The sequence below is a fragment of the Streptomyces sp. NPDC051963 genome (assembly GCF_044593495.1).
Classification (GTDB): Bacteria; Actinomycetota; Actinomycetes; order Streptomycetales; family Streptomycetaceae; genus Streptomyces.
On sequence record NZ_JBIUCC010000005.1, the window covers coordinates 345,548 to 366,589 of the forward strand.

17 protein-coding genes are annotated in these 21,042 nt (G+C 72.6%); 16 read left to right on the plus strand and 1 reads right to left on the minus strand.

The features are described from left to right. Positions 1–227: 227 nt before the first annotated feature. The 4 genes from ACIHFB_RS22320 (at position 228) to ACIHFB_RS22335 (ending at position 7,124) form a co-directional block, all read left to right on the plus strand. A complete protein-coding gene (locus ACIHFB_RS22320) occupies positions 228–923 on the plus strand; it encodes a LuxR C-terminal-related transcriptional regulator (RefSeq protein WP_365272178.1) in 696 nt (231 codons plus the stop codon). Positions 924–1,069: 146 nt separating this feature from the next. Continuing rightward, entirely contained in the window at positions 1,070–4,270 is a 3,201-nt protein-coding gene (locus tag ACIHFB_RS22325; RefSeq protein WP_400127688.1) for a hypothetical protein, read from the plus strand. Continuing rightward, positions 4,267–4,971: a DUF4255 domain-containing protein gene (locus ACIHFB_RS22330; RefSeq protein ID WP_365272184.1), complete on the plus strand. Its 705-nt coding sequence runs from the start codon at positions 4,267–4,269 to the stop codon at positions 4,969–4,971. The genes ACIHFB_RS22325 and ACIHFB_RS22330 overlap by 4 nt, the downstream gene beginning before the upstream one ends. Before the next feature lie 104 nt (positions 4,972–5,075). Continuing rightward, positions 5,076–7,124, plus strand: coding sequence for an ATP-binding protein (locus ACIHFB_RS22335; RefSeq protein ID WP_365273391.1), 2,049 nt, complete (start codon positions 5,076–5,078; stop codon positions 7,122–7,124). Between the two features lie 13 nt (positions 7,125–7,137). On the opposite strand, the gene ACIHFB_RS22340 is transcribed toward ACIHFB_RS22335, so the two are convergent. Next, positions 7,138–8,676 (minus strand): DUF4157 domain-containing protein, encoded by a 1,539-nt coding sequence (locus ACIHFB_RS22340; protein ID WP_400127689.1) that lies wholly within the window; start codon positions 8,674–8,676, stop codon positions 7,138–7,140. 376 nt (positions 8,677–9,052) lie between these two features. Here ACIHFB_RS22340 and ACIHFB_RS22345 point away from each other — a divergent pair, with 376 nt between their 5' ends. From ACIHFB_RS22345 to ACIHFB_RS22400, 12 genes are all read left to right on the plus strand, one after another. Continuing rightward, positions 9,053–10,615 carry a phage tail sheath family protein gene (locus tag ACIHFB_RS22345; protein WP_365272188.1) on the plus strand — a complete coding sequence of 521 codons (1,563 nt, stop codon included), beginning with the start codon at positions 9,053–9,055 and terminating at the stop codon, positions 10,613–10,615. Between the two features lie 34 nt (positions 10,616–10,649). Further along, complete coding sequence (locus tag ACIHFB_RS22350) at positions 10,650–11,090, plus strand: phage tail protein (RefSeq protein WP_210585236.1); 441 nt, start codon at positions 10,650–10,652, stop codon at positions 11,088–11,090. Continuing rightward, positions 11,087–11,587: a hypothetical protein gene (locus ACIHFB_RS22355; RefSeq protein ID WP_365272191.1), complete on the plus strand. Its 501-nt coding sequence runs from the start codon at positions 11,087–11,089 to the stop codon at positions 11,585–11,587. The genes ACIHFB_RS22350 and ACIHFB_RS22355 overlap by 4 nt, the downstream gene beginning before the upstream one ends. Further along, positions 11,584–11,742: a DUF6760 family protein gene (locus ACIHFB_RS22360; protein WP_164992666.1), complete on the plus strand. Its 159-nt coding sequence runs from the start codon at positions 11,584–11,586 to the stop codon at positions 11,740–11,742. Before ACIHFB_RS22355 ends, ACIHFB_RS22360 begins: the two co-directional genes overlap by 4 nt. A gap of 4 nt (positions 11,743–11,746) precedes the next feature. After that, the gene (locus tag ACIHFB_RS22365) at positions 11,747–14,659 is read left to right on the plus strand and encodes a hypothetical protein (RefSeq protein WP_400127690.1); all 2,913 of its coding nucleotides are present in this window, start codon (positions 11,747–11,749) and stop codon (positions 14,657–14,659) included. Positions 14,660–14,688: 29 nt separating this feature from the next. Then, a complete protein-coding gene (locus tag ACIHFB_RS22370) occupies positions 14,689–15,114 on the plus strand; it encodes a phage tail protein (protein WP_210585232.1) in 426 nt (141 codons plus the stop codon). 57 nt (positions 15,115–15,171) lie between these two features. After that, positions 15,172–15,894, plus strand: a complete 723-nt coding sequence (locus ACIHFB_RS22375) for a LysM peptidoglycan-binding domain-containing protein (RefSeq protein WP_365272197.1) — start codon at positions 15,172–15,174, stop codon at positions 15,892–15,894. Next, entirely contained in the window at positions 15,891–17,717 is a 1,827-nt protein-coding gene (locus tag ACIHFB_RS22380) for a VgrG-related protein (protein WP_365272200.1), read from the plus strand. Before ACIHFB_RS22375 ends, ACIHFB_RS22380 begins: the two co-directional genes overlap by 4 nt. Positions 17,718–17,779: 62 nt before the next feature. Next, positions 17,780–18,097, plus strand: coding sequence for a PAAR domain-containing protein (locus ACIHFB_RS22385; RefSeq protein ID WP_365272202.1), 318 nt, complete (start codon positions 17,780–17,782; stop codon positions 18,095–18,097). Beyond that, entirely contained in the window at positions 18,097–18,519 is a 423-nt protein-coding gene (locus tag ACIHFB_RS22390) for a GPW/gp25 family protein (RefSeq protein WP_365272205.1), read from the plus strand. The genes ACIHFB_RS22385 and ACIHFB_RS22390 overlap by 1 nt, the downstream gene beginning before the upstream one ends. Beyond that, complete coding sequence (locus ACIHFB_RS22395) at positions 18,519–20,480, plus strand: putative baseplate assembly protein (RefSeq protein WP_365272208.1); 1,962 nt, start codon at positions 18,519–18,521, stop codon at positions 20,478–20,480. The genes ACIHFB_RS22390 and ACIHFB_RS22395 overlap by 1 nt, the downstream gene beginning before the upstream one ends. Next, positions 20,477–21,040, plus strand: coding sequence for a phage tail protein (locus ACIHFB_RS22400; RefSeq protein ID WP_400127691.1), 564 nt, complete (start codon positions 20,477–20,479; stop codon positions 21,038–21,040). The genes ACIHFB_RS22395 and ACIHFB_RS22400 overlap by 4 nt, the downstream gene beginning before the upstream one ends. The last annotated feature ends 2 nt before the right edge of the window (positions 21,041–21,042 follow it).

Below are 21,042 nucleotides of genomic sequence, written 5' to 3' on the forward strand. Positions count from 1 at the left end.
CACGGTAGGAGCGTGCCCGAAGGTGCCACGAGAAGCGCGAGGGCAATATCCGGGCAGTGACGCTGCCCGGCAAGCCCATGTCAACTCCCCTGTAACGGAGCGTCGTTAATGTGGCCGGTGGTCTCCCGCGCGCCGCCTCCGGCAACGGTCCTGCACCTGCCTACCCTCCCCCCACCGATTCAGAAATAGGTACCCCCATGTCCTGCGCCGAGGAGAATGGCCCTGATATGACCGCCGTCACACCGCGTGAGCCCGTCCGGTCCGGCTCCGCTCACTGGGCTTCTCGATCCGACCGCACGAGCAGGGTGACCGTCGCCGTCTACGCCGCCGATCCGATCCTGCGCCTCGGTGTCGTCCAGCAGTTGCGCCAGCGCCCCGAGGTCGACCTGGTCGACGACGCCGACGCGGAGCGGGCCGAGGTGTCGCTGGTGGTCGTTGACAACGTTGACGACGACGTGGCCGCCCTGCTCCAGCGGCTGCGGCACAACACGGCCACTCGTACCGGACTTGTGGTGGGCACCCTCGGATCGGGCGCGCTGCAACGCGTCATCGAGTGCGGCGTGGCGGCGGTGCTGCGGCGCGCCGAGGCCGACCAGGACCAACTCCTCCACCTCGTGCTGGCGATAGCCAACGGCGAGGGCGTGCTGCCCGGCGATCTGCTCGGCAAGCTGCTCAGCCACGTGGGCAGCAGCCTCCAGCGCTCGGCCCTCGACCCCGGCGGTCTGTCCCTGTCCACGCTGACCACGCGCGAGGCGGACATGCTGCGTCTGGTCTCGGAGGGCCTGGACACCGCGGAGATAGCACGCAAGACCGCATACTCCGAACGGACCGTGAAGAACGTGCTGCACGAGATCATCACGCGCCTGCAACTGCGCAACCGGGCCCACGCGGTCGGCTACGCGCTGCGCAACGGACTGATCTGACGACGGCTCGGGAACCCCGCGCTGCCCGAAAGCGCACCCCGCGTTTCCCCCGGGTACGTCCCCGCCGCCCTGCCGCGCCGCCCCCGGCCGGTACAGGCTGGCGAGGGCACAACCAGATGCTGCACCAGAATACGAGGGGGACCGTGATGGGATCCGCTGGCCTCGACGGGCGGTACCGCCTGGGGAGACTCGGCGCGTCGCTGCTGCTGTTGATCCCGTTGATGGCGGTGACGGCGGCCTCCTCACCGGGCAGCGCCGAGCCCCGGGCGAAGGCGGTCGCCGCCGACGCCGCGGAGACCCGGGTCGCGTACGCCGGTACCCGGCACCGCAGTCTCGGCAAGGTCGACACCACCACCTCCAGCACGCCGCTGTTCGGGGACGGCCCGGCCCACTACGACACCCAGCCGTCCGCCCTCGGCGACCAGATGGTCTTCGCGAGCCGCCGCGACGAGAAGAACCCGCAGATCTATCTGCGGGCCGCCGACGGTTCGGTACGCAAGCTCACCACCGGCATGGACGCGGCGCACCCCCAACTGACGCCGGACGGCCGGTCCGTGCTGTTCGACTCGGCCGCGGCGAACGGTCTGGGCGGCGGGACGCAGCGCGACCTGTGGCAGGTGCGCACCGACGGCACCGGCCTGACGCAGCTCACCGACACCTCCGCGAACGAGGAGGACCCGACGGTCTCCCCGGACGGGCAGCGGATCGCGTACTCCAGCGACAGCGACACGACGGCCGGCGCGCAGATCTACGTACGGCCCCTGGCGGGCGGCACGGAGACCCGGATCAGCGATCCCGCGAACGGCGCGGCCACCGAGCCGGCCTGGAACCCGGTGAACGACGACGTGAACCGGAACTGGGTCGTGTACACCGCCACCACCACCGTCGACGGGAAGGCCCAGCCCCGGCTGCGGATCACCGACGGGACCAGTGACGAGCCGCTGTTCGCGGACGCCTACGCGAACTGGCGTGCCCACGGAGCGGCGTGGAAGCCCGACGGGAACGGGGTGGTGTTCCTGAGCCCCGAGATCACCTGCACCTGCGAGGGCGACTACGACCATGTGTTCACCTCGACCGCGCACTCCAACGTGGAACCCGGCCTGGTGCTCAACGAGAACCGTGAGGTCCTCTCGCCGACCTGGCTCGGCCCGCTGAACGGCGGCGGCGTCGTGGTGGAGCGCACCTCCGCGGCGGCCCCCGACGAGACGCACTCCGGCGCGAACGTGGTGACGCTCCAGGACGTCCGGATGGACGGGTCCGACCCGCGTGATCTGGGTCGGACGATCCTCGACGAGGACCCGGCGGCCGACACCAACACCGATCCCGCCAAGGACCCGCTGTTCCAGCCCGCGACCGGGTTCGACCCGTGGACCGAGCGGCAGAACTACACGCCCGACGGCCGCCGGATCGTCGTCACCCGCTTCGAGACCGTCGACGGTCAGCGGATCGAGCGGATCTGGATGGCGGACGCCGACGGCACCAACGCGACGCCCATGCCGCTCGCGGGACGCGCCGCGACGGACTGGGACACCGACCCGACGTTCTCTCCTGACGGCAAGTTCCTCGCCTTCACCCGGACTTCGCCGGGCGGCGTCGGTGAGGCCGCCGGGCCCAGCCGCATCCTCATCGCGGACGCGGCGACCGGTGCGATCACCGGTGAGGTCACCCCGCCGGCCGGACAGCTCCAGGGTCAGGACGCCCAGCCCACCTGGTCCTCCGACGGCACCACGCTGGCCTTCACCCGCAACATGGAGATCGACGGGGGCGGCGGCAACAAGCACATCTGGACCGTGCCCGTGAACAACCTGGCCCAGCAGACCGACCTGAGCGCCACCGACTGCCCGGGCAGCTGCGAGGTCATCGACGACAGCCCGGCGTTCTCGCCGGACGGGCTCAGCATCGCCTTCAACCGCAAGAACGGCGGCGGCGCGGTCGACCAGCAGAACGGCCTGCTTCTGACGTCCCTTTCGGGCGACGGCTGCCGGGTGCTGCTGCCCGCCTCCGTCCTCGATCTCCCCGGCGCCTGCGGCCGGGCGCTGCCGGACACCTCGGCCACCGGTCCGTTCCAGCCGCGGGACGCCGCCTGGACGGCCGACGGCAAGGGCCTGGTGTTCAGTTCACGTGCCGACGTCGCGGTCAACAGCCCGGAGAAGCTGAGCGCTCTGGACATCGCGTCCGGCGAGATCACCCCGCTCACCACCGGCCTCGCGGGCCGGCAGAAGGAGCCGGCGGTCCAGCAGTCCGTGGATCTTGCCCTCCAGGCGCCCGGCACCACGCCCGAAGTCACCGTCGGCGACTCCACCACGGTCACGGTCAACGTCGTGAACAACGGTCCCGCCGCCTCTCCCGGCACCACGCTGACCATCGCCCCGCCGGCCGGTGTGCAGATCACCGGGATCACCTGGCCCGGCGGCAGCTGCGATGCCGCCTCCCTCCAGTGCAACGTCGGCGTCGTGGAGCCCGGCACGACCGTTCCGGTGGACGTCACCCTCACCGGGGTCACCCCCGGCGACGCGCCGATCGACTGGTCCGTCACCGGTACGGTCCTGGATCCCGAGCCCAGCGACAACGCGGGCCGGACCGTGGTGCCGGTCGTCGAGGAGGAGACGCCGCCTCCGCCGAGCCCGAGCCCGACGCCTCCCAGCCCCACTCCCACCCCGATTCCGACGCCCACCGTGCCCCCCGAGCCGGAGGAGCCCGAGGCCGGACCCGGCGTGCGTGTCTCGGCCCAGCCGAACCCCGGCTACGTCGGCGGGCGCGTCGTGGTGACGTACACCGTGCGCAACGGCCGCAACGCGCTGGCGACCGGGCTGCGGCTGAAGGTCGGCCTGCCCACCGGCATCCCGAACAGCGGGCCGCCGGCGGGCTGCGACACCTCCTGGGTGTGTGCGCTGCCCGACCTCAGGCCGGGGGCGAGCACGGTCGTACGCGTGGTCCTCAGCCCCAAGAAGGCGACGACGGGCCAGGCGGTCGGCATCCTCACCACCACCGGGACCGACGCCAACAGGAACGACAACACCGCCCGGGAGCGGCTGCGGATCCTCCAGCCGCGGATCATCGCGGTGCCGGAGATCGGCAAGCCCGGCTTCGTCACCTCCGTGCGCGGCAAGGACTTCCCGCCCGGCGTGCCGGTCCGGTTCAAGTGGAACCCGGGGATCACCGCGGCGGCCGCGCCGACCGTCCCGCTGCGGGACGGCACGTTCATCGGCCAGCTGCTCATCCTCGCCAAGGACCAGACCGGACCGCGCACCATCACGGCAAGCGGTCCCGGGTTCTCCCCGGTGAAGACCGACTTCCTGGTGGTCAGCGGAAGCGTGCAGCCGCCGGACGAGGTGACCCGCCGGTGATCCACGAGGTCGACGAGGGGCTGCGCCGGCTGCTCGGCGAGTCCGGGCTGGAGGCATCGGGCGTCGAGGTCGCCTTCGACGCCCCCACCCGGGACTGGGCGGCACGCCGCAGTGCCCCGACGGTCTGCGTCTTCCTGTACGACATCCGCGAGGACGCCACCCGGCGGGGCAGCGGCGCCGGGGAGGTGTACGACGAGGACGGGTTCCTGGTGGCGCGGCGCTCCCCGCCGCGCTGGTTCTGGCTGTCGTACATGGTCACGGCGTGGACGAGCCGCCCGCAGGACGAGCACCGGCTGCTCTCGCAGGTGCTCGCCACCCTGGTGGCCACCGACACGCTGCCGGCGCCACTGCTCACCGGGACGCTCGCCGAACTCGGCCTGACCGTGGGGCTGGACGCCGGCGGGTCCGCGCTCGACGCGCCGGCCGCCTCCGACGTCTGGTCGGCGCTCGGCGGCGAGTTGAAGGCATCGCTCGGACTCCGCGTACGGGCGCCACTCGCCGGCCTGACCAAGGCCGCCGCACCGCCGGTCACCGAGGGCCTCGTCGTACGCTCCGCCGCCGCCCGCGTCGGCGAGGAACCGACGCCGGGCCGCCGCCTGCGCTACAAGGAGACCACCGACCCGGGTCGCGACGGCTTCGCCGGCCCACGCGAACGGGGCCCCGCCCCGGCCCGCCGCCGCCGGGGTGACCGCCAGCCGTGACCCACACCACCGAACCATCCACCACCGAACCGTCCACCACCGCCCACGCCTCCCCCCGACCTGCCGTCGAATCCGGCGTTCAACTCTCCCCCGATGTCCTCCCCATGGGCGTGGACCACCTGTGGGTGCGGCTGGGTGTGGTGGAGGAGCGGGTGCGGTATGCGGTGGGGGTGCGTCGGGTCGGGGATCCGGATCCTGACGACCCGTACCGGGGGCAGTACCTCACTCCCGAGGCGGCCGTGCGGATCCTGGAGGAGCCGGGCGGTCTGGACGTGCCCGGCGGTGAGCCCTGGTGTCCGCCGGAGGGGTCCGTGCTCGACGGGCTTGCGCGGCGGTTCGGGCTGTCGTCGCTGGACCTGGATCTGCTGCTGGTCGCCGTCGCGCCGGATCTGGACGCGCGGTTCGAGCGGCTCTACGGCTATCTCAACGATGACTTGACGCGCCGTCGGCCCACGGTCGGGCTCGCGCTGGAGCTGTGCGGGCTCGCCGGTGCGGCGGACGCGCGGTTCCGGCTGGCCCCCGGGGCGCCGTTGGTCGAGGGCGGTCTGGTGCGGGTCACCGAGCCGGAACGGCCGCCGCTGTCCCGCGTGTTGGTGGTCCCGGACCGGGTCACCGGGCACCTGCTGGGCAGCGCGCAGCCCGACGCCCGGCTCGCCGGTCTGCTCGGCGAGGTCCGGGACGATCCGACCGCCGACGTGGCCGAGGTCGGACGGGCGGCGGCCGCGGCCGGGACCGGCGGCGGACTCGTCCACCTGCGCAGCAGGGGCGGCGACGCCGAGGGACTGGCCGCCACCGCCCTGCACTCGGCCGGGCTGCGCACGCTCGTCCTGGACGCGGCGGCACTCGCCCGGCGCTCGGGCGAGGTGCCGGAGCTTGCCCGGACCACTGCCCGCGAAGCCCTCCTCACCGGTGCCGGGGTCGTCCTCGGCCCGCTGGAGGCGCTGCCCGCGGAACCCGCCGAACGCGCCCGTACCCTACGGGCGTTGTGCACGGAGCTACGGGGAATCCCCCTGTTCACGCACGGAACGACCGGCTGGGACCCGGTGTGGGCGGCCGACACCCCCGTCGTCCTGACCGTGTCGGCGCCCTCTCCCGAGCGGCAGGCCGCGCGCTGGCGGCACGCCCTCGAACGGTCCGCGGGTGACGTCGCCATGACCGGCGACGCGGACGCGCTCGCCGAAGCGGTCGCCGCGCACCGCCTGGACGCCGGGCAGTTGAGCCGCGCCGCCGACGTGGCGGTACGCACCGCCGCCATCGAGGGCCGCCCGGTCGTCCCCGACGATCTGCGGGCCGCCGTACGGGCGCAGAACGGCGCGGGCCTCGACCGGCTGGCCCGCCGGGTGGAACCGGGCGTCGGCTGGGACGACCTGGTGCTTCCGCCGACCACCCATCGCCGACTGCGCGAACTCGCCCTGCGCGCCCGCCATCGCGAGCAGGTGCTCGGGCAGTGGGGGATGCGGCCCGGCGGCGGCCGCGGACGCGGAGTGATCGCGCTGTTCGCCGGTGAGTCGGGCACCGGGAAGACCATGTCCGCGGAGGTCGTCGCGGCGGACCTCGGCATGGACCTGTATGTGGTGGATCTGTCCACAGTTGTGGACAAATACGTCGGCGAGACCGAGAAGAACCTGGAGCGGATCTTCACCGAGGCGTCCGCCGTCAACGCGGTACTGCTCTTCGACGAGGCCGACGCGATCTTCGGCAAGCGCTCGGAGGTGAAGGACGCCCACGACCGGCACGCCAACATCGAGTCGGCGTACCTGCTCCAGCGCATGGAGTCGTTCGACGGCATCGCGGTGCTGACGACCAACCTGCGGGCCAACCTGGACGAGGCGTTCACCCGCCGCCTCGACGTCGTCGCGGACTTCCCCGTGCCCGACGCAGGCCACCGCCTCGCCCTGTGGGACCGCTGCCTGGGCGACCGGCTGCCTCGCGCCGACGATCTGGACCTCGCCTTCTGCGCCGACCGCTTCGAACTCGCCGGCGGCTCCATCCGCGCCTGCGCGGTCACCGCGGCCTACCTCGCCGCGGAGTCCGGTCGGCCGCTCACCATGCCGCAGGTGGTCACGGCGGTCGCGCAGGAGTACCGCAAGCTCGGACGCCTGGTCCTGGAGGGCGAGTTCGGCCCGTATCTGGCGGACGCCGTGCGCGCGTGAGGCGCCGGGCCCGTCAGAGGGCGGCGGTCTTGAGGATGTGGGTGGCGATCACCTGGAACTTCTGCAACTGGGCCGCGATCTCGGTGGCGTAGTCCGGTGCGTCGACGGTGACGGGATAGTCGTTGCCCTTGGCCCGGTAGTGCGCGGTGATCTGCTGGTTCCCGGCGAACTTCAGCTCGACGCCCGTCGGCCACTCCCGGGTCATCAGCAGCGGCCCGTACGGTTCGAACCACCGGGGGAGCACCAGCGAGGTGAACCCGCCCGGGCCGGGAGGGATCCGGTCGGACGGTACGTCGGACTCGTACGACCCCAGGTGCGGGCCCTTGGTGAGGACATCGTCGCCCGGCCTGCCCACGATCGCCATCGCCGTGTTCTGGGTCCGGCCCTCGAGCAGGGAGCGGTACTGGGCCACCGTGGCCTCGTGGGACTCCGCGAGGAGCTCGCCCTTCCTGTCGTTCACCTTCGCCCGCACCAGCATCTGGATCAGGCTCTGTTCGCCCCCCGCGGCTTCGTGGATCGCGGCGAGCTCCTTCTCGTCCAGGGCTACGCCGGAGACATCCGTGGCCATCTCGTCGAGGATCATGTCCTCGTCCACGGGCCGCTCCATGGCCACACTGAAGCTGCCCCGGTCGCGTGCCGTGAGCGACTCGTTCACCACGTCCCGGATGCCCGCGGCGGTGCCGCCCGTACGCGCGTCGAGCACGTTCACCGCGAGTGCGGTGCTGTCGCCCTCGTCGTTCGAACCGATGAAGGCCCTCCCTTGCTGGGACATGGTCCTGCGCCCCAGGATTCCGCTGCTGTTGATGGAGTGGACCAGGTCGATCATCGACGCGATGCGCTCGACCTCGATGACGAGATCCTCGGCGTCCTTCGCCTGGAGGGGCGCGTCGGCACCCAGCCTCGGCGCGAGGCTCAGCACCAACCGGCCGGTGTCGGTGAGGAGATGGTCGAGATCGGCGTCCGCGACGAGGCGGGCCGGATCGGCCACTTCCGCGCCGGAGACGAGAACCACCCGCTGGACCGCGGTCGGCTCGGCGACGGCGGCGGGGTGTCCCGGGTCGGCGGTGTGCGTCGGAGTGGGCCCGGCCATCACCCGGCGGGCGTTGGCCTCGGCCTCGCGCTCGAAGCGGTCGCCGGGATCACTGACCTGTAGCCCCTGGCCGTTGTCGGTGCCGGCGACCGGCCCCCGGCGCTGCTGGATCACATGGGTGAGCTCATGGGCGATGGTGTGCTTGTCCGCCGCGCTGCGGCCGAGGACGACATGGCTGCCCGAGGTGTACGCCCGCGCCCCCACCGCGTCGGCCGAGGCCTCCGCCCGGGGACCCGTGTGCAGCTTCACATCGTGGAACGACTCGCCCAACCGGGCTTCCATCTCCGTCCGGAGCGCGGGCTGGATCGGCCGGCCGGGCGAGCCCAGGACGTCGTGCACCGCCGAGCGCTGCACCGGCTGCTCCGGCCTGCCGTGACCGCAGTCGGCCCCGTGCACATGCCGCTCCTCCTCCACCATGCGCGCCACCACCGCATTGCCCACGGCACGTTGCAGAGCCGGCATCCCGGCAGGGGACAGGGCGCCCGTGACCGGGCGCGGAGCGGCGGTCGACGTCGTGCGTGCCTGGTGGGGCGTACGGCCTCGCCGATCTGCCCTTTCCGGTTGTTCATGGGCACGCATGCGCAGTCCTCTCTACGGCCGATGGCGACCACGCGGATCACCGCGACCCCACCAGCCGACCGCACGGGCCCGCGGGACGTCCAGGGCCGCGCGGCCAGTGCGGGGGCAGAGTCAGGTGACGTCCGGACGGTCAGCGTGGGGAGTCCGGAAAGGCAGCGGCCTTGCCCCCGACCAGGTCCCCGTGGCCCTGCCGTCCGTCGGGCCCGCCGCGCAGACTCGGCCTGGACACAGGTGACCGCAAGGACGCTAAGGAGCGAGCATGCCGACGTACCTCACCCCGGGCGTGTACGTGGAGGAGGTGCAGTCCGGTGCCCGACCGATCGAAGGGGTCGGCACGGCCGTCGCCGCGTTCGTAGGGTTCGCCGAGCGCGGATCCTTCCACGCGCCGACGCTGGTCACCAGCTGGGACCAGTACACCCAGGAGTTCGGTGGCTTCACCGAGGGCACCTACCTGCCCCACGCGGTCTACGGATACTTCGCCAACGGCGGCGGCGCCGCGTACGTGGTCCGCATCGGCGGCGCGGCCGAGGACGCCTCCGCCCCGTCGGTGAACGGCGGCCGGAGCAAGCAGGGCGCCAGGGCCGTGGAGCCGGTGGAGCTGGGCGGCTTCCTGGTCGCCGCCAAGCCGGGCACCTCCGGGGTGTCGGTGGAGGTCGCCGACGCGAACGGCGACAACCCGCCCGAGGACCGCTTCAAGCTCCTCGTCCGCAAGGGCGAAGAGGTGGTGGAGACCTACGAGGCCTCCACCCGCAAGAACGTCAAGGGCTACCTGGTCAACCAGGCCCGCGCCTCCAAGCTGATCGAGGTCACCGAGCAGCGCGGCGCCACCCAGACCCGGCCCGCCGCGGGGACCGTCGCACTGCCCGACGCCCCGGCCGCGCCCGCCACGAACGGCGCCGGCGAAGTGGCCCGCCTCGACGCCTCCGAGTACGTCGGCGACTCCGCGGCCCGCACCGGGTTCGGCGGTCTGGAGTCCATCGACGAGATCACCATGGTCGCGGTGCCGGACCTGATGAGCGCCTACCAGCGCGGCGACATCGACGCCGAAGGCGTCCGCACCGTGCAGCTCGCCGTGATCTCGCACTGCGAGCAGATGGGCGACCGCGTGGCCGTCCTGGACGCCCCGCCCGGGCTCAACGCCCAGCAGGTGCGCACCTGGCGCAATGACGAGGCCGGCTACGACTCCCGGTACGCCACCCTCTACTACCCGTGGGTGCGGGTCTTCGACCCGGCCGCCGGGCACAACACCACCGTCCCGCCGAGCGGTCACGTCGCCGGTGTGTGGGCGCGCAGCGACGCCGAGCGCGGTGTGCACAAGGCGCCCGCCAACGAGGTGATCCGCGGTGCGGTGGACCTGGAGATCCGGCTCAGCAAGGGCGAGCAGGACCTGCTGAACCCGATCGGCGTGAACTGTGTACGGGCCTTCCCCGGCCGGGGCATCCGGATCTGGGGTGCCCGCACCCTCTCCTCCGACCCGGCCTGGCGCTACCTGAACGTGCGCCGCCTGTTCAACTACCTGGAGGAGTCCATCCTCCTGGGCACCCAGTGGGTGGTCTTCGAGCCGAACGACGACCGGCTGTGGGCGAGCATCCGGCGCAACGTCACGGCGTTCCTCCAGGAGGAATGGCGCCGGGGCGCGCTGTTCGGCCGCACCGCCGAAGAGGCGTTCTACGTGAAGTGCGACCGCGACAACAACCCGCAGGAGTCCATCGACCAGGGCCGGGTCGTCTGCGAGATCGGTGTCTCGCCGGTCAAGCCCGCCGAGTTCGTGGTGTTCCGGCTGGCCCAGTTCTCCGACAGCACCAGCCTCATCGACGAGTGACCTCCGGGTCCTCAAGGAAAGGTGACAGACAGTCATGGCAACGGGCGATGCTCTTTCCACCCACGTCTTCGGCGTGCAGCTCGGCGGCTACCTGGTCGAGTCGATCCAGGAGATCAGCGGGCTGACCGTCGAGGAGGAGGTCGTCGAGGTCAAGCAGGTCAGCGACCAGGGCAAGCAGATCATCCGCAAGCAGCCCGGCGCGCGCCAGGCCGGTGAGATCACGATCACCCGGGGACTCGACCAGAGCAGCGAGTTCACCAAGTGGATCAAGGAGACGCTGAACAACGGCGCCGTCAACACCGCGCGGCAGAACCTCACGATCGAGATCAAGGACTCCGAGGGCAACACGGTCCGCCGTATCCAGCTGATGCAGGGCTGGGCCTCCAAGTGGGAGGGCCCGTCCCTGAAGGCGGGCGAGTCGTCTCCGGCCACCGAGTCCGTCACGATCACGTTCGAGGAGATCGTCGTCGAATGAGGCGCCGTACGGTCACGGCGGGCAACCTGGAGGAGATCCTCCAGGCGACGGCGCCCGCCCAGGCGCCGGAGCAGGCGGCGGCCATTCCGGCCGCCGCCCCCGCCCCCGCACAGCGGGAGGACCACGGTCTGCGCACCGAGTTCGAGTTCGAGCTGCCGCGCGGATACGTGGACGAGGCGGGCACGGTGCACCGGCACGGCACGATGCGCCTGGCCACCGCCCGTGACGAACTGCGACCCCAGATCGATCTGCGGGTCAAGGAGAACCCGGCGTACCTGAGCGTGGTGCTGCTGAGCCAGGTGATCACCCGGCTCGGCAACATCACCGATGTGCACGCCGGGATCGTGGAGCGGATGTACGCCACCGACGTCGCGTTCCTCCAGGACTTCTACCGCCGCGTCAACAGCGAGGGCCACACGCGCGCCGCGGTGACCTGTCCGCACTGCGAGGGCGGCTTCGAGGTCGACCTCTCGGGTGGGCGCCTGGGGGAATCGTGACGTACGCCCTTCCCCGGCTCCGGGAGGAGATCGCGTACATCGCCTACCACTTCCACTGGCAACGCGAGGAGATCCTCGATCTGACCCACGGCGAACGCCAGCAGTGGGTGGCCGAGATCGCCCGTATCAACACCCGCGTGAACGAAGGCGGTTGAGCACATGGCATGGCGGGACAGGCTGCGCCGCCGGGCCACCGGAGCGGACACCGCGGGCCCGGACACCTCGGCGTCCGACGCCCCGAGTCCCGCCGTGCCCGACGCCCCTGCTCCTTCCGTGCCCGGCGACTGGGACGGCGGCTGGCGCCGTACCGCGCCGCCGACCCTCACCGTCGCCCGCACCCCGCTGGGCGTCAGCGACGGCCTCGCCTTCCGTTCCGGCCTCGCCGCCTGGCAGAACCCGTCCTTCGACAACGGCCTCGGCCACGCCCTGCTGCCCACCGCTCCGCCCGGCCTGGTCCGCGGCGTCACCCGCCCGGCCACCCCGCAGCCCACCCGCACCGGCGGCGGTCCGCTGCTGCTCCGGGCCTTGCGGCCGGAGGGGGCGGATGGGGCGGAGGGGCCGCTGGGCGGTGCGCCGGACACGGGCAGTACGGACAGCTCGGGGCGGCCGTCGGGTGCGGCAACTCCCGTTGCGCGCCGGGTGCGGCCGGGGGCTCGGCCGTCCGGATCGGGTTCGTCCGGGGCGACGACGTCCGGCTCGGTGTCATCGTCGGGTTCATCGGGTTCATCGGGTTCATCGGGTACGACGGGTTCCGCTCCGGGTTCCAGTACGACGACGTCCGGCTCGGCGCGCTCCGGTACGGGGTCTTCTCGTGGCGGCTCCAGCGGTGCGGGTGCGGGCACGGTCGGCGCAGGCTCCGGGTCTGGGGCCGGTTCCGGGCCTGCGATCCAGCGTTCCGCCGACAACAGCGGCGCGGGGCAAGGCCCTTCGGCCGATGCTCCCCGGACGCGTGGCATCACGTCCGCGGATTCCCCCGCCGTGCTCTCCTCACTCTCCTCGTCGCCTCCCCCTGTCCAGCGGGCCGTGGAGCCGGGCGTGGCCCCGGTCGTGATGCCCGACGACACGGGCCGACCCTCCGCCCCTCGGGACATTCCGCTGGTACGACGGGTCGCGGTGGTCCCGGGTGCAGTCGCCGACGGGGCCGTGGACCGGTCCGTCCCGGCGACGCGGCCCAGCGCGCCGGCGTCGAATCCCGGGAGCGCATCCCGGTCTCCGGCCGGTTCAGTGAGTCGTACGCCTTCCGGACCGGCCGTCCAGCGCAGCGCTACGGAGGCGACGGGATCACGGTCGGAGATACCCGTCCAACTCCGGGCGGTCGGGCCCCGGCTGACCGTCGCACGGCATCGGGCCGGACCCGTGCGTCGCGTTACCGCCCTGCGGCCTGCCGTCACCGCGGCGCCCGTGATCGCTGAAGCCTCCAGCCCTCCTTCCGCACCGGCACCCTCGACCACCCCCGTTCAGCGTGCCGCCACCCGCACGGGAAGCCGCGCGCCGCTGGGTGCCCCGCTGACTGAACTGCCCTCCACGGCAACACCGTTGGCGAAGGACGCACCTGTTTCGCAGCCCGGTCCGGCCCTTCCCGTCGTCCAGCGCCAGGCGGACGGCACGGGCGCGTCCGACGGTGGCGTGCGGGGAACGGCTCCGAACGGACCCGCCCCGCACCGGACTTCCGACTCGGGCCGTTCCGGGGCACGCGCGCGTGGCGGCCTGGGTGCGCCGCTGCCCGCGCTGCCGCCGACGGCCGACCTGCCGGGTTCCACCGCGTCCGGCGCCCGCGTTTCGCGCCAGGCTCCGGGCCCGGACATCCAGCGCGCTCCGGCGCAGCCCGGGACGGATCGCGAACGGACGCCCACCGAGGCCGCCGCACCGGCCGCGCCCCTGCTGGGGGCGGTCGACGTCCAGCGCAGTCTCGCGGACCACTCCTCCACCCAAGGCAGCAGCACGGCGCCTGGTCCCACGGACCACGGAAACGGGCCCGCCACACCGCTGGTGACCCCGTCCCCGTTCCCGTCCACCTCCGGAGGGCCGGGGCCCGGTGGCCAACAGCCCCAAGACGTCGCCGGCCCGGGACCGGGCCCGGTCGTCGTCGCCCGTGCCCTGGCCGAGACCGCAAGAACCGGCACCCCGGCCGCGACCGGCGACCCCCGGCCCACGACCGGAACCACCGCCGGAGTCCGGCCCCTGACCAAGGGCACCGGAGACACACGGCCCCGCACCGCGACGCGCTCCGGAGCCCTCTCCACCTCGCCGGCACCCCGTACCCTCCAACTGCTCCCCGCGCGCCCGCTCACCCTGAACACCCGGGCCCCGGAAGGGGTTTCACAGCCCGCAGCCTCCCGGACCGGTGGCCGTCCCGTGGTGGCGGCGCGCTGGCCCGGGACACCGACTGCACCTGACGGCGACCCCGCGGTACCCACCCGGACGTCCGCGCGGGTGACGCCGGGACCGTCCGCCGGCGCCACGGCGACGCCGCAGGTCCAACGTGCCGCGACGGCGCACGGACCGCGGAACTCGGGCGCAGGGCGGACCGGTTCCCCGGGCGTCGTCCAGCGCGTCCCGGTGGTCAAGCCTGCGCCGCCGTACGGGACATCCGGTACGGCGACTGCCTCACCTGCGGCCGTACCCGGGCGATCCCTGCCGGTGACCGCCCCGCAGGCGCCGCCGCTCGCCGACCGCCCGTCGGCCACGTCGGCACCGGCACCGGTGGGGCCCGTCCCCGTGGTCCGGCCCCGGACCGTTGCGCCGGGCGGCGGAAGCGGCGGCCCGGCGACCCCGGTCCAGCGCGAGATCTCCAAGGCGGACGAAGCCGTACGCAAGAGGGACACGGCCAAGCGGGACGCCGTACCCAAGGGGGTACCGGTCAAAGCGGTGCCGGCGGGCAGTCGGTCACGGACGGAGTCCACCGGCGCCAAGTCCGCCGCCTCCGGCAAGCGCGACGAGACACCGCAGGACCCGGGCCTCGACCTGGACGACCTGGCGCGCCGCCTGCTCGACCCGATGGCCCGCCTGCTGCGCACCGAGCTCCGGCGCGGCAGGGAACGTACAGGCCGCCCCTACGACGGACGCCGCTGAGGGCCCGGCACGGAACGGATGACGGACGAATGACGGACAACATCTTTGCGACGAGCGTGTTCTTCCGGCTCGCGATCGGCGGCAACGACCTGGGCGCCTTCCATACCTGCTCCGGCATGGGCGCCGAGGTGGAGATGGAGAGCTACCAGGAGGGCGGCAACAACGGTTTCACGTGGAACCTGCCCGGCCGCGTCACCTGGTCGAACATCACGCTCACCCGGCCGGTCACCAAGGACACGGCGAAGATCGGCCGTTGGCTCGACGAGACGCTGAAGCGGGTGGAGCCCAAGGACGGCGAGATCGTGGCGTTGAAACCGGATCTGACCAAGATCATCAGCTGGCAGGTGTTCGGGATCGTCCCGGTGCGCTGGCAGGGCCCGTCCTTCGACCCCAGCAGTTCGCAGGCCGCGGTGGAGACCCTGGAGATCGCCCATGAGGGGCTGCGCCCTTCCTGACCCGGCCTCATGAACCGTCCGCCGCCCATGTGATCGTCCCGGAAAGGAAGTCCCGGCATGTCCCCAGCGTCCCGCACCAGTCGGGCCAGGGCCCAGCTGACCCTGAAGGAGCCCCCCGCCTCGGTCGGCGCCAAGCCCGGAGGGACGCTCGCGCGGATCAACCTCCAGTTCAACCCCTCCACCCTGGAACTGAGCAAGACCACCGAGTGGCGGCGCACCCCGTCCCGGATGGCGGCGGAGTCGGCACTGCCCGAGTTCGTCGGCAGCGGCCCGCGCACGCTGAGCCTGGAGGTGTTCCTCGACGCCACCGCCAAACACGACAACTCCGTGGAGCAGGCGGTCGAGAAGCTGATGAAGGCCTGCGTGCCCACCAAGGCCAGCCTGGGCCGTAAGAAGCCGGCCAGCCCCTGGGTGCGGTTCGAGTGGGGCACCGCGCGGACCACGTCGTTCGACGGGGTGCTCTCCAGCCTGTCCGTGTCGTACACGCTCTTCGACGTGGACGGCAAGCCGCTACGGGCCACCTGCCAGCTGTCCATCGAGGAGGCCAGCGTCGGCCCGGCGGGCCAGAACCCGACGTCCGGCTCGCGCACCGCCCGCAGTACGCACACCGTCGTGGCGGGCGACAGCCTGGCCCTGCTGGCCTGGCAGGAGTACGGCGACGCGACGGCCTGGCGGGTCATCGCGGAGGCCAATGACATCGACGACCCGATGGCGCTCGTGCCCGGCACCGATCTGGTGGTTCCGGCTTTGGGCGACGCGGGCGCGGAGGAGGAGCAGTGAGTCCAGCCGGGGAGAGGGACGGCCGGTCGTTCGCGGCGGACCCCGTCGTGGAGGCGCCCGGCGAACTGCCGCCGACCTGGGCCGCCCAGTTGGTGAGCTGTGTGGTCGACGAGAACGTGGGCCTGCCCGACGCGGCGGTGCTCACCTTCCGCGACCCCGATCACGAGTTCCTGAAGAAGACCGGCATCACCATCGGCACCCCGCTGAAGGTGTCGGTCGTGACCGTCACCGGGACGGCGCGCGAGCGGCTGTTCAACGGTGAGGTGACCGCCCTGGAGGTGGACCGGGACCGCACGGGCTCCTTCACGGTGGTGCGCGCCTATTCCAAGGCGCACCGCCTCCAGCGGGGCCGGAAGGTGGTGGCGTACCGGAACATGACGGCGTCGGCGATCGTCCGCAAGGTGGCCGCCGGGGCCGGGCTGACCTGCGGCACCGTGCAGGCCGCGCCGGTCACCTACAAGCAGCTCTCGCAGGCGAACGTCTCCGACTGGGACTTCCTCCAGTTCCTGGCCGCCGAGAGCGGCGCGCAGGTGCGCGTCGACGACAAGGGGCTGCTCCAGTTCACCAAGCCGACGAAGGCGTCCGGCGCGCCCGCGCCGTCGACCTCCGCCGCCAAGAACCCGCTGGTGCTGGAGTACGGGCGGAACCTGCTGGCGTTGCGGGCCTCGCTGTCGGCCTCGGACGGTGCCTCGCAGGTGGAGGTGCGCGGCTGGGACGTCACCACGAAGCGGCCGCTGGTGGCCAAGAAGCCGTCGGTGAAGAGCGACACGGTCGTGCCGGGTCTGAGCCCCGCCCTCGCCGCCAAGTTCGGCAAGTCGTCGAAGCTGACCGTCACCGACACCCCGTACCGCACCCAGGCCGAGACGAAGGCGGTCGCCGACGCGGTGGCCGACCAGGTCAGCGCGGGTTTCGGGGAGCTGGAGGTGCTGGCGGAGGGCAACCCCCTGCTGCGGGCGGGCAAGGCCGTGGCGCTCGGCAACGTCGGGCCGGCGTTCTCCGGCAAGTACACGGCGACGGCCGTGCAGCACGTCCTGGAACCGCACGGCGGATTCCGTACGACGGTGTGGGTGAGCGCCAGCCCGGACCGCTCCCTGACCGGCCTGGTCACCGGCGCCAACGCGCCGTCCCGCGGTCCGCGCATGCCGGGTCTGGCGATCGGTGTGGTGACGGACGTACGCGAGCCGGCCGGCGCGGAGAACGGCTCGGTGAAGCTGAAGTTCCCCTGGCTGGACGACACTTACACCACCGACTGGGTGCGCACCGTGCAGTGGGGCGGCAAGGGCGGCGGAGGCGTGGTGAGCCCCGAGGTCAACGACGAGGTCCTGGTCGGCTTCGAACAGGGCCTGCTGGACAGCCCGTACGTCATCGGCGGGCTCTACAACGGCGTCGACAAGCCCTCGCCGCACGACGTGCCGCTGATCGACAAGACCAGCGGGAAGGTCAACCGCCGCTCCATCGTGTCGCGTTCGGGGCACCGGATGGAGCTGCTGGACGCGCGGACCAAGTCCGGCCTCAGGCTCGTGACCGCGGACGAACTCCTCGAAGTCTTCCTCGACGACCGGATGAACCGGATCGAGGTGACGGTGTACAGCGGGAAGGGCCGGGCCCGCACCGCCCGCACCTCCGTCGTGCTCGACAACAAGGGCATCACGCTGGACGCGAAGCTGGGCAACGTGACCGTGAAGGGCAAGCAGGTGGACATCAACGCCACGAACGGGGTGAACATCGACGGCCGTACGGTGCGCGTCACCGGCAAGACGGACGTCACCGTCGACGGCGGTCTCCTCGGCGTCCTCAAGGCCCGACTCATCAAGATCAACTGATCCCGTCCGCCGTCCGACCTCTGCCGTCCGCCCTCCCCTCCCGATTCCGAAAGGAGCACCGCATGCCGGCCGCAGCCCGTACCGGTGACCCCACCAACCACGGCGGTCGGGTCACCACCCCGCCGCCCCCCGCCGCCCGGTCGGTGGCCACCGTGCTGATCGGCGGCCGGCCGGCCGCCGTCGTGGGCAGCCTGGTCGTCTGCCCGATCCCGCCCCACGCGGCCCTGGGACCGACCAACGTGATCATGCCCAACCCGGGCGCGCTGGCCGGGGGCCAGGTACTCATCGGCGGCTTGCCGGCCGCGCGTCAGCGCGACCAGACCACGTGCGGCGCGATGGTCATCACGGGTGCGATGAACGTGCTGATCGGAGGGGTGTGATGAGCGAGCGGTTCATCGGGCGTGGGTGGGCGTTTCCGATGCGGGTCGGGCCCACCGGCGGGATCGCCATGGTCGAGCGGGAGCGGGAGATCGAGGAGGCGATCCGGCTGGTCCTCGGTACCGCGCCCGGCGAGCGGCCGATGCGCCCGGAGTTCGGGTGCGGCATCCACGACTACGTCTTCGCCCCGGGCGACGGCGCCACCGCCGGACGTATCGCACAGCAGGTGCGTGAGGCTCTGGAGCGGTGGGAGCCGCGGATCGCGGTGGACGACGTGGTGGTCGCCTTCGACGCCATCGAGGACGGCACCCTCTACATCGACGTGCACTACACCGTGCGCTCCACCAACGACCGGCGCAACCTGGTCTTTCCCTTCTACACGATCCCCTCCGAGGAGGGGGCCGAGGAATTGGTCGCGGACTGATGGCCCTGCCCTCCCCCAACCTGGACGACCGACGGTTCCAGCAACTCGTCGACGAGGCGAAGCGGTACGTGCAGCAGCGCGCCCCGGAGTGGACCGACCACAACGTCTCCGACCCGGGCGTCACGCTGATCGAGACGTTCGCCTACCTCGTGGACCAGCTGCTGTACCGGCTGAACCGGGTCCCGGACAAGAACTACACCGCCTTCCTCGACCTGTTGGGCATCCGTCTGTTCCCGCCGGCCGCGGCCCTCGCCGACGTCGACTTCTGGCTGTCGGCGCCGCAGCCCGACACGGTGACGCTGACCCCGGGCACCGAGGTGACCACCGCGGGCGGTGAGAACGACGACGCCGTGGTGTTCACGACCACCGACGAACTGCGCATCGTGCCCAGCGAGTTGATGCGTCTGGTGACCGCCCCCCGGACCGGTACGCAGACCGACATGACCGGCACGCTCGCCGAGGGCCACGACATCCCCTGCTTCCAGGCGGCACCGGAGCCGGGCGACGCGCTGCTGTTCGGCCTGCCCACGGCGGTACCCCGCTGCATCGTCGCGGTGACCCTGGACAGCCGGGTGGAGGGCGTAGGCGTGGACCCGCGCCAGCCCCCGCTCGTGTGGGAGGCGTGGGACGGCGGCGGCTGGCAGCTGTGCGAGACCGGCACGGACACCACCGGCGGTCTGAATCGGCCCGGCGAGGTCATCGTGCACGTCACGGCCGGACACACCGCGTCGGTGATCGGCGGGACCCGGGCCGGCTGGCTGCGCTGCCGCGTCACCGAACCGGAGCCGGGCCAGCCGTTCTACTCGGAGTCCCCGACGGTGCGTGAGGCATCGGTGTTCACCGTGGGCGGCACCATGTCCGTCGAGCACGCCGAGACCGTGACCGATGTGCCGCTCGGCACCTCGGAGGGCGTCGCGGGGCAGACGTTCCGGCTCGGCCGCCCACCGGTCCTCCTCGACCGCGAGCCTCCCGTGGTGGAGGTGTCCTCGCCCGAAGGCTGGCAACGCTGGGACGTGGTCGACCACTTCGGCCGCTCCGGCCCCGCCGACCGGCACGTCCGCGTCGACGCCACCACCGGCGAGTTCGGCTTCCCCCCGGTACTGCGCGAACCGGACGGCACACTGCGCCAGTGCGGCGCCGTGCCGCCCAAGGGCACCCAGATACGGGTCGCCCGCTACCGCACCGGCGGCGGCCCCGCGGGCAACGTCGCCCGTGGCGCGATCAACGTGCTGCGCAGCTCCGTTCCGTACATCGCACAGGTCACCAACCGGGAGGCGGCGCGCGGCGGTGTCGCCGGTGAGACGGTGGAGAACGCCAAGCTGCGGGCGCCGGAGGTGCTGCGCATGCAGGAGCGCGCGGTGACCGCCGAGGACTACGAGATCATCAGCCGCCAGGCCGCGCCCTCGGTCCGCCGGGTCCGCTGTCTGCCCGCCGCGGACACTCCGGGTGCGGTACGGGTCCTGGTGGTGCCGGACGCGGTGGCCGACGAGGGCGACGACCGGCTCCGCTTCGAGCAGCTCATCCCCTCCGACCAGGTGCTCGAAGCGATCACCGCGAGCCTCGACGAGCGACGCCTGATCGGCACCCGCCTCGTCGTGGAGCCGCCGGTGTACCAGGGCGTCACCGTCGTGGCCCGCCTCGCGGCGGCACCGGCCGACACCGACCGGGTCCGCGACGCCGCCCTCGACGCGCTGTTCCGCCACCTCAACCCACTGCACGGCGGCCCGGACGGCACCGGCTGGCCCTTCGGGCGCCCGGTCCAGTACGGCGAGGTCTTCGGCATCCTCCAGAACGCCACCGGCAACGCCCTGGTGGAGGAGATCCTCCTGTTCCCCGCCGACCCGATCACCGGCCGCCGCGGCGCCCCCTCGGACCGCATCGACGTGGCCGCGGGCGCGCTGGTCTTCTCCTACCAGCACCAGGTGGTCGTGACGGCACTCGAGCCGGAGGGCCGGGGATGAGCCGTGCCGCCGTGCCCGGGCTGCCGAGCAGGTATCCGATCGGTGGGCAACTGCCCGCCCTGTACGCCGACGACGACTTCGCGCAGCGGTTCACCGCCGGCCTCGACACCGTCCTCGCCCCGGTGTTCGCGACCCTCGACAACCTGCCCGCCTACCTCGACCCCCGGGTGACCCCGACCGACTTCCTGGCCTGGCTGGCGTCCTGGGTGGGCGCCGCCGACGACCAGGGGTGGCCGGTGGAGCTGCGCCGCGAGGCGGTCGTCCGCGCGGTGGAGCTGCACCGGTGGCGCGGCACCAAGCGCGGACTGGTCGAGGCCCTGCAACTCGCGCTCGGCGTGCACGTCGAGATGACCGGCGAAGGCGGCGCGTGGTGGTCTAACACCGCCGGTGCCGAACTGCCGCCGGAGCCCGCCGCCGAGATCCTGGTCCGGGTGTGGCCGGGCCGCGAGGCGCAGGTGGACGCGGACAGGGTCCGCGAGATCGTACGGGCCATGTGCCCGGTGCACACGGCGTTTCGGGTGGAGGTCCTGCCCGGCCCGCCCACCGACGAAGGGAGGTGACG